Origin of the sequence: Dapis hubbardiae BLCC-M172 (genome assembly GCF_050016015.1) — a bacterium.
Lineage (GTDB): Bacteria > Cyanobacteriota > Cyanobacteriia > Cyanobacteriales > Microcoleaceae > Trichodesmium.
Window position 1 is genome coordinate 1 of sequence record NZ_JBNHEQ010000204.1, and the last position, 10533, is coordinate 10533.

At 35.2% G+C, this 10533-nt stretch carries 6 protein-coding genes; 3 read left to right on the top strand and 3 right to left on the bottom strand.

Annotated elements, in window-relative coordinates:
- Positions 1-528 precede the first annotated feature (528 nt).
- The 3 genes from rbfA to ACP6PK_RS18820 all read left to right on the top strand — a co-directional run bounded on the left by rbfA (position 529) and on the right by ACP6PK_RS18820 (position 3899).
- Positions 529-909: a 30S ribosome-binding factor RbfA gene (rbfA, locus tag ACP6PK_RS18810; RefSeq protein ID WP_094671596.1), complete on the top strand. Its 381-nt coding sequence runs from the start codon at positions 529-531 to the stop codon at positions 907-909.
- Between the two features lie 693 nt (positions 910-1602).
- Complete coding sequence (locus tag ACP6PK_RS18815; RefSeq protein ID WP_426561657.1) at positions 1603-3210, top strand: glycoside hydrolase family 3 N-terminal domain-containing protein; 1608 nt, start codon at positions 1603-1605, stop codon at positions 3208-3210.
- A 464-nt stretch (positions 3211-3674) separates the two neighbouring features.
- Positions 3675-3899: a DUF4327 family protein gene (locus ACP6PK_RS18820; RefSeq protein ID WP_094673787.1), complete on the top strand. Its 225-nt coding sequence runs from the start codon at positions 3675-3677 to the stop codon at positions 3897-3899.
- 175 nt (positions 3900-4074) lie between these two features.
- On the opposite strand, the gene ACP6PK_RS18825 is transcribed toward ACP6PK_RS18820, so the two are convergent.
- The 3 genes from ACP6PK_RS18825 to ACP6PK_RS18835 all read right to left on the bottom strand — a co-directional run bounded on the left by ACP6PK_RS18825 (position 4075) and on the right by ACP6PK_RS18835 (position 8728).
- The gene (locus tag ACP6PK_RS18825; protein ID WP_094673788.1) at positions 4075-4455 is read right to left on the bottom strand and encodes a hypothetical protein; all 381 of its coding nucleotides are present in this window, start codon (positions 4453-4455) and stop codon (positions 4075-4077) included.
- A 965-nt stretch (positions 4456-5420) separates the two neighbouring features.
- Positions 5421-6677 (bottom strand): condensation domain-containing protein, encoded by a 1257-nt coding sequence (locus ACP6PK_RS18830; RefSeq protein ID WP_426561659.1) that lies wholly within the window; start codon positions 6675-6677, stop codon positions 5421-5423.
- Between the two features lie 1694 nt (positions 6678-8371).
- Entirely contained in the window at positions 8372-8728 is a 357-nt protein-coding gene (locus ACP6PK_RS18835; protein ID WP_426561661.1) for a hypothetical protein, read from the bottom strand.
- Between the last annotated feature and the right edge of the window lie 1805 nt (positions 8729-10533).

Here is a 10533-nt window from a genome sequence, read left to right on the forward strand (position 1 = left end):
TAATTGATAATTGATAATTGATAATTGATAATTGATAATTGATAATTACCTCTCCTTAAAAGGAAGAGGATTGAATAAAAGGAAAATAAATTCATTGTTTCTCCACGGCGAGTGAGAGGCTTTAAACCTTAATTATTCGGTAAATGGCTCTTGCAGAGAAGCTATACTACTGAATACTCCAGAAATGCTCTCCTACCTGCTCTATAGAAACCATTTAGTATCTTTGCCTTGATTAAATTTTGAGGAACGGAGTCGTATATGGAATAGAAGTAATATGAGAAAAAGGTTGAAAAATACTCCAATACACCTCCAATAGGCCATCTCCTTACCTCCCCCTCTCCCCAGACTCCCCACACTCCCGATCATATATCCCAAATGGGTTCTCCTGACTCCTGAGTCCCACCTTCACTCATAAGACTGTTTCAGCAAACCCTAATTAATTTTATCCAAGCTACAAAAAGCTCCCATAAGTCTATGGAAGGTATTAATATAGATATGGTGAGTATGAAATTGTAGGGGGTAATGATCATGGCTACAGGTCGTCGCGTTTCCCGGGTTGCTTCATTAATCAAGCAGGAAATCAGCCAGATGTTGCTCCATGGTATCAAAGATAATCGGGTAGGTATTGGTATGGTCAGTGTCACAGATGTAGATGTTTCTGGAGACTTACAACACGCTAAAATATTTGTAAGTATCTATGGGTCTGACCAAGTAAGGTCGGAAACTATGGCGGGTCTAAGGTCTGCCACTGGCTATGTCCGCAGTGAGTTAGGCCATAGAATACGTCTACGTCGAACTCCAGAAGTTATCTTTATCGAGGACCGCTCCCTAGAGCGTGGGACTGAAATTATATCACTGTTAAACCAACTTTCCCAAGAACGGCAACAACAGGAAACAATGGATAATTGATAATTGATAATTGATAATTACCTCTCCCTAAAAGCTATCCCTGATAAGGAACCCCTGAAACCCTTGTAGGAGGGTGGGGAGAGGGGGAGGAGAGGGCAGAGGGGGGAGTAAGAATCTTGTCTACATTCCTCAAAAAAGTGTATTGAATTAGACACTTTTCTCCGTAAAAAGCGGACGTCAGACTAACACATAACTTCGATTTTTTGTCAAGTTCTATGTTAAGTAAAGATGTTTATAAAGCATAGCCCTAAAAGGGAGAGGATTGACCCTCAAGGAAAAAATTTATTTTTTTCCCATGGGGGGTAAGCTAATCATGCTGAATTATTTAATTAGGGTTTACTGAATGTCTTTTGCTAGGAGTAGGAGTCAGGAGTTGTAGGGGGGATTTAGTTCCGAATGCTGTCGCAAACGCATAATTAGGATCATTCCGTAGGAAATCGCCTATACAGGAAAAACGGGAAATTTAGAGGAGGTAGAAGTAAGAATTGTCCCTCAATTTTTTTCTCTTTAGATTTGCCCAAAATGCTAACTTTTTGAACGTTTTAGCCTAAAACAAGCACACTTTTGGGGCATCTCAGAAGGCTCAACCCTTTATATATCAATGATTTGATCTTTAATTAGCAAGCCCTAATTATTAATTATTAATTATTAATCATTCGGTAACCTAATTCCTAAATTCCCCATTACTAAACTATGAATTTAGCAGAAAAAGTCGCTCAGATGGTCGTAGTCAGAGCATCTGGACATTTATTTGACGATCAAATTCGTTATCCAGACTGGGAACCTCCTAACAGCAAACTTCAATATTGGCTACAAGACTTGGGCGTTGGAGGGGTAATTTTTGTGGGCGGGAGTGCTGTAGACTTGGCAACTCGTATCCAACAACTTCAGTCTTGGACAAAAATTCCTTTGCTTTTGGCTGCTGATATTGAGGAAGGAGTTGGTCAAAGGTTTGCTGGGGCAACTTGGTTTCCTCCTCCAATGGCGATCGCTGCTATTGCTGAAACTAATCTGAAAAAAGCCGAAGAGTATGCTGAAACTATGGGAGCTATTACAGCTCAAGAAGCTTTAGCTATTGGTTTAAATTGGATTTTGGCCCCAGTGGTAGATGTGAATAATAATCCTGATAACCCAGTGATTAATATTCGGGCTTTTGGAGAAACGACGGCATTAGTTGGTCAATTGGCAAGGGCTTTTATTCGGGGCACTCAAGAATACCCAGTTTTGACTACTGCTAAACATTTTCCTGGTCATGGGGATACGGCAGTTGATTCTCATTTTGATTTACCAGTTATACCTCACTCGGAAAGTAGATTGGCAGAAGTTGAATTACCTCCTTTTGTTGAGGCGATCGCTGCTGGGGTAGATTCTGTGATGAGTGCCCATTTGTTAATTCCAACCTGGGATAAGGAACTACCAGCAACTTTATCTCATAAAATTATCACAGGTAAGTTGCGCCAAAAGTTGGGTTTTGATGGATTAGTTGTAACTGATGCTTTGGTAATGGGGGCGATCGCTAATCGTTATGGTTTGGCCGAAGCGTCTATTTTGGCTGTGGAAACTGGGGCAGATATTTTACTTATGCCTCTAGATGCAGAGGTGACAATTAATGCTGTTTGTGATGCGGTAAGTCAAGGCCGTATTTCTGAATCACGAATTGATGAGTCTTTACAGAGAATTTGGCAAGCTAAAAATAAGGTTTATCCTACTTGGCAACCTGGAAATGAAAAGAGACCAGATTATTTCTTACCTCCTACATTCAATTTAGTTGAAAATTTAGCTCAATCACGGGCACAAGAAACTGTGACTCAAATTTTGCAAGACTCTATTCAAGTAGGAGGAGGTTATCTTGCTCCAAATACAGATGATAATCATTTACGCAATTTAGTGCTTGTACAGGATCTACTTAACTCTCCTTTCTTGGGTAATCATACTCCAGCGATCGCTATTCCTAAAAAATATGGTTATCAACTACAACTAATTGAAAATAATTCAGAACCTATCCAAGCTCTTATCCCTCATCATTTGACTTTGCTACAACTATTTATTCGTGGTAATCCTTTTGGCAAAGTAGCTAGTTTAACACAAGTAGCAGAGGATTTAGTTAAGAAATTATTAAAAAGTGGCGAACTCCAAGCTCTAATCATATACGGTAGTCAGTATACGTTGAAACAGTTTTCACCAGAACTGTTATCAGGGATACCCTATATCTTTTGTTATGGACAAATGCCAAAAGCCCAAGCTATCGCTCTGGAGCTTTTATTTAAAGATTTTCCAGTATCTCTCTATAGCAGGGAATAGGGAGGGGACAGCGGTGTTACCCCGCGTCGGCGATAGCTCCCTTGCTGAATGCTGACCAAGAGAGGGAACAGTTGAAAAAACATTTCCCAGTCTAAAATTCATCATCAGTCTATGTCCTAAGTAATTTTTTTTCTTATATCTAAAATCTAAAAAAAATATTACCTAAATTTTGACAAAATTAAATAAAAGTGATATAGGAAACACGATTTTTTGAGGAAAAAAGACTAGAGAAATCCAAAATTAGCTACCTGATGGGTACAAGTTCAAATTATATAGATGCAATTTGGACTAACACATTAGCTCATGTGTTGGTCTGATGAATTTTAGAATACTTATCAAAATAAGATAACAAATTGTAACTATATATACTGAAAAAATTAACATTCAGAATTAGCAATTTTGCCTTATATTATTAATAGCGGCGTAGCGCCGACAAGTACTCAAGCTAGGCCAAGAGGGTGACCATGACTTACACCACAGTTCAATATTCTTTAGACATTATCAGGGACGAGGCAGCAGAACTTGTACACAAAGGAGTTCTCAGTCGTCAGCAGCCTATTTATACTCTTTGCCAATATATTCCCGCCAGGGAATGGGCTTGTGTAGAGGGTGAGTTAGAAGAGTGTGATTTTCTACTCAGGGATAGAATTGGCGACCTGATAGGTAACGAAAAATGGGACAACGACTAAATAAAAGCCTAACTCAACTAAATTAAAAATTTTTAGCTGAGTTAGGTTCTAAAATTTATCCTATCTTTTCCAGGATTTGTTAATAACTTAATAGTTGTACAAGACACATCTAGAAAAGAATCCTGTGATGTGTCAAATATCTCTTTCTGTGCGAAAACAAAATATTAAAAGAAACTTAGTTCTGAGAGTCTGACTCCTGAGATTCTTGTAAATCAGATCGTAGATTAGCTATTTCTTTGGTTAGTTCTAACAAATCTCTTTGTATATCTGATTGTACAAAACCTGAAGCAGGAGTAGAAGAAACAGTTGTACTATCAGTATTGACTTGACTATTTTGTTGATTCAAAATTGTATCAACAAAATTTCGAGCTTCCTGCTCAGTCGTCTCTCCTCTTTCAGCCCATTCCTCAGTTAGTTGATTAAAATCAGAATTTAATTTATTCAAATTTTCATCCCGTTTATTAGAGTCTTGTAAAGTTTCCATGAAAAAGGATGTGGCACCTAGGGTGACACGAAATCCTTTTTGTATTATTTGGGTTAGATTATCAGGATTCATCAGTGTAAGTTAACTCAATATCAAATGGTAATTTCTCTCTTAATTATGATGAGAAATAGACTGTACTGGTAATATAACGCGGATATAAGTAAGTGAAAAGTTATTTGAGAATATTTTTAGCTAGAAAGTATATTTTCTAGCTAAATCTAGATTTTTTTAATCAGGGCTTACGCAGAGGTACTATATATAGAGTGGAAAAACTATAACGTTATAGTTTTGAACGCTATATACATGGTATTTGCGTAAGTCCTATTAATCTGAATAACTGGTAACCTGAAAGCTAATTTATTTTTGAAGCGTAAGCATTTCCTGCGGAATGCTGCGAAACAGGTATTAGCTGTTAGCTCTGAGCAATAAAAATGAATGAAGTAAGTATTTCGTTTAACTTCTACTACATTTTAACTAATTCTTGGAAATCTCTCAATTGCTTTTTCCTCGTTTAAAGATAAAACTGATAGCTGACTGCTTTTGAGGCAGACGGAATTTGTGATTATTGAGACATCTCCAGAAAAGAAATAACAGGACTTAAATAATGGCAAATAACTAGCTTCATCCAGCAAAATTTACCAAAAAAATCCTTCCTTATACCTTTTTCCTAAAAATATCTAAAAATCTATATTCCTGTTGTCTGTTGCTTATTGCCTATTGCCTTTAAGAAAAAAAAGCCTATTCTTTTCAGAGATATCTATAAGATAGCAATCCTCCGCATATTCGTGGTAAAAATCTTACTGCTTTTTAGACAACAAGCAACAGGCAAAAGGCAACAGGTAAGACTTTCAACTTTTTTATTTACTTTTTAATTTATCACAACCTATTTAAGATTGCTATATAGCGTTTTTCAAGCTTATGAGGTAAACAAGCTCTTTAATTTCTTTTCTATTCCTTATCTCCCTGTTCCCTGTTCCCTGTTCCCTAAAAACTAGAATTTTGTACCTCACGCTTCTTGGGAATTGCTATATACTTGATTATGATGTTCTAATAATAATCTCTTCTACACCCAAATTTCTTAACTTATTTTCAAGTTGAGAAACAACATTTTTTAAATTGATATATATCAATAAATATTCATTTTCTGTCAATCTACATATTAACGAACATTTACAAGCAAATGATAATATATCTTTTGGTACATCGTCAAATTCAAACAGCTTTTGCAGAATTAATTTACCACCAAAACCAGGCAAATAATTTTGTAATTTAACCCATGAATCATGAGCCATGTACTTGCTATTAAAAGTAGGTATAAAGCTGTATATTCGTGGAAGTTGATTGACTGATTTTCTCACATCAGTATGTTTTAACATATAATTATTTTCTGGTTTAGTTAAATCTAAGACGAAAGCTTCAGCATTTCCTAAATAATTTTCTGGTATGCCAACGTTTCTATATCTTAGATTGCAAGGAAAAATAAATCGTTTAATAGGAACAACTGATAAAAATTCAAATAAAGCATCGTTTGTGCTATAGGCAATTTCTTCGTTTGAAAGATTTTTATTTCTGCTCTTAATTAAGTCTAACTTTTCTTTGGTTAAGATACATTCAAGATAACTCCAATCATCCTTATTTTGAAAAAAACTGTTCAAGATAAAAATAATAAAAGATGTTGAACTGAGAAGTTTATCTTTCCATGATAATTTCTTAAAACTTGCAGCAATAAAATCATCTATTTTCTGAAAATCTATTGTAAATAATGGTTCAGATTTAGCAATATATTCTGTGTCTTCATAAGCTTGAGAAAGATATTCTAATAATAAAAAATACGTTCCACCATCTACTATGAAATGATTAACAAAGAGAGTGACACCATAATAATTTTGATTATGATTCAAAATTACATATACTAATGGAGTATCTTTATTAATAGCATCTGAGGAATTTTTGGGAATATTGAATTCATTTTTTACATAAGTTTTTGCATCTAATAAATTATCAATATTTATTTCCTGTTCCTCTAGATTAATTTCAATAAAACCAACACCAGATTTTTGTGGGTTACATACAACTTTTAATGGAGAAAAAAATTTCTTTACCAATCTCCCTCCCAAAATTGGCACACTATCTACTATTTGTTGAATTGCTATTTTTAATCTCTGAGAATCTATTCGATGTTTATACCAACTTATTACACCATAATACGGCCAAAGTCCCATTTGACTATCAAATTTTGAAAGTTGATACTCTTGATGCACATTGGTATTTGTAATTAATTCTATTGGTTTCATCTGAGTTTTTTATTCGTTGGTTTTGCATAGTTTACAGATAATATTATGGTAATTAATGTAATCAAAGATCGAATGTTGGATTTATTTATAGCAATTATCAAAAAGCGTGAGATACAAAATTCATTTTTTTTAGGGAGTAGGTAGTAGGGAGTAGGGATTAGTATTCGCGAAACAGGGAATCGAAAAGAATAAAAACAACTGTACCTCAGTCACTTGAGAAATATTTTTATAAAGCTTTTGTAGCTCAAATAAATGAGGGAAAAAATTATGATTTGAGGAAAGTCGGAAGATGCTTTTAGGTTGCCAGTTTCTCTATATAACAACAGCTATAATTAGGGCTTGCTGATTAAATTTCAAAGTATTGACAGATAAATTTTAGCCTTTTTAGGTTCTGAAAAACCGTAAGTTTTTAGGTTATTCAGGTTGAAAAAGTGAGCCTTTAATGCTCACTATAGCAGAAAAATCAAGGGACTATTCTTCCTACTAGCTCCTCTATAAATCCCATTTATTCTGACTCCTGACTCCTGACTCCTGACTCCTACCCTGACCACTCATACTTTTTCAGCAAACCCTAATTATTAATTCTTCGGTAAATTCATCTTATCGGTTAAAACTGTAAGATTTTGAATATTTTGTTGACAAATACTCTCTATATATTATCTTCACTAAAGATTAAGCTTTTTAGGAATTAGGAATCAGGAAGTATCTCTGTACTTCCGTGCGGAATAGGAAAATGTAGGGTTTGGTATTGAGACTTTCCTGTTATACCACTTTGAAAAAAGAATGATACAAAAAAGTGTACCTCGATAAGAGATACTTAAAAATAGCCTTTCCCATTCATTTTAGACAGTTATCTCTATCATTTTTCCCTTTTTTTTTCAATATTTACCAAAAAATGAGGTCTAAAGCCTCCCCTTTTAAGGGGATGAAAAAAATATTTAACTCAGTATTTCAAGCCTCCGACTTTAAGTCGGAGGTTCACTGATAACTGTTAACGTAGTTCCTCCGCAGGAGGCTAACTGTTAACGAAGTTCCTCCGGAGGAGGCTAACTGAAATGACTCCTTCTTCCTTCTTCCCTCTACCCTCTTCCTTACTTTTACCATTTGTAACAAACATTTATCAAATTGGTATTAGACTTTGATTTAATGGAAGAGTCTCAAATAATTTACTTCATTCTCATCTACTACAAAATTTTCTAGACTTTGCTTTTCAATAATTCTTTTTTTTGTTGAGTAGAAATCAACTTGCCAAAAAAGAAAATTCTCATACTATAGTAATGGGTAATTCTCAATAGTTCATCAGCAAAGGGAGGATGTTACCGAATAATTAATAATTAATAATTAATAGTTAATAATTAATTATTAATAGTTGATAGTCAATAATTAATTATTCATTCAACAATTAAGGTTTAAAGCCTCCCCTTTCAAGAGGATAAATCAAAAAAAAATCCTTTTAGCCAATCCCGTTCTTTCAAGAAGGGGTAATTATTAATTATTAATTGTTTTCCTGCGGAATGCTTCGCAAACGGCCGTCGCCGACATGAACATTGTTAATTGCTGAAATTTAACCTTATACAATAGCTAATAAAAATATTTGGTAATGGTAAACAAGTAACAATGAATGAGTTTATATCCTGGCAATTTAAAGAGATATACTAACTAATATCCCTTCATATTTAAGACTACCAAAAATTTTATTCTATTTGCTCTAAATATTGATTAATATCATCATAAACTCTAGTAAGTTCAGCCTCAGTAGTAATCCGAATTCGCTCGTCTCGTAGAGTAATCAAAACTTTAGCAGCAAAAGGACTAGGCCAAATATTAGGATTGCAGAATATTTCTAAAAACACATCTCCTGTATACAGATATTCTGTGGATTTTTGTGGAGTTGGTTTGCCAGAACTACCAGCAGCATTTTTCGCAGCAACAGATTTTAATTGCTGCATTAATTCAGCTATCACACTTTGTAAATTTCTTGCAGCTTCAGGAGTAAAATCAAAAGATATAGATCCTTCTACCAAATTCAAGGTTAGTTTAGAAGTAGACATAAGAAATCAAATACAAATAAATATATAGAAACTCTTAGCAATATAGAACTATATCACACAACCTTAACCTCAAGTTACTATTGTTAGGATGGCAGAAATAATTAAACAGTTAGAAACAAAATCCTCCAAACCTTACCTAATCAATACTGTTGAATTTTCAATTCCATCAGGACTTAGGCAGAGGTACTATATATAGAGGGAAAAAACTATAACGTTATAGTTTTGAACGCTACATACATGGTCTTGGCGTAAGTCCTATCCATGTTGTGGCACTATTGAAATATAATAATATAGAAATTAATTTTATAGGGGTATTTCTTGACCAGAAAATAAGGTCTCAATCCTCCCTTTGGCTGGGTTGCGAGCTGCCCTTCTACAAGGTAAGGCCGTATCATTCGTATCGTGAGTTAACAATTTAAGGAGAACGGGAGATGTTTAGGAGCAGAAAATAGAGAAATTAGCCATATCAGTGCCGATTTTTCAGCTTCGGAGTGTCATTGAAGTAGCACTCAGCACTCAGCAGTCAGCTATTAGCTTTTCACTGTGTATAATGGGGGATACTCTAGAGTTGCCGCTCCGCGTCTTATAACCCCCACGCAAAGCGCACCAGCAATTTTTCTCTCCTCTTGTGGGGGACTTAAACCCTCGGATTTTAGCGCTCCTGCTAAATGCTGGCAAGCTCCGCATTACCTAAGGAAAAGCTAATAGCTAGTTAAACTCTGTCTAAATATCTGGTTCAATACCCTCAAATAAAAACTATTCGTATTTTTAACCTTTCAGAATAATTGATGAATATTGGGGATGCCCTGTGGGTAAAGGGTGGAAAATTCTCCCCTACTCCCCTGCTCCCCAGGAGCCTTACAGCGCTTTTCAGTTGAGTAAACCACAAAACTTTTGTAGGAGTCAGGAGTCGTAGGGGCGAATGGCCATTCGCCCGTACAGGAGTCAGGAGGCAAAGGCTAGTTTCAAAGCTCTACATCCTCAAGTTGCAACCGAATACAAGTCTTCGATTATACCCCCAGTGCAAATCGACTGTGGTTTATCCATTTGAAAACTGCTGTAAGCAAGAATGAAACGGCCCTGCCTTCTACAAGGGGATAAAAAAAGAAAAATTAGTATTTCAAGCCTCCTGCTTTATGAGCAGGTACTTATAACTGATACCTAGGGTTTGCTGAAAAAGTCTTATGGATGAAGGTAGGAGTCAGGAGTCAGGAGTCAGGAGTCAGGAGTCAGGAGTCAGGAGTCAGGAGTCAGGAGGAATGGGGAATTACAGAGTATGTAGTTGGAAAAATTGTCCCTCAGTTTTTCTGCCCTTAAGTTTTTCTGCCCTTGTCTACTCAAAATACTCACATTTTCAGCTTTAGGGAGCAAAAAGCTTGCACTTTTAGACCACAGAGAAAGGCTTTAGCCTTTCTCCGTCAATGCTTTGAGATTTAATCAGCAAGCCCTAACTAATAACTGAAGTGACTTGGCACAAAAAATTTTGCCTCTCAGTCGTTTTACCCAGAAATTAAGTATCTAATACCAATTTCATAAAATATTGCAGAGCGTGACGACAGAGGGAACAGGGAACACTTAACTGGGAATAGGGAAAGAAAAACATAAATATTAAAGAGCAAAAAAGGTTTGATTTTTATAATTTATGGAATGTGTAATTTTTTCTTGTAGGAATAAATCACCAACTTAAGATGTAACTGCCTTTTTTGAATTTGGTATAATTAAAGCTAATATTATCAATTATCAATTATCCATTATCCATTATCAATTATCCATTATCAATTATCAATTATCCATTATCAATTATC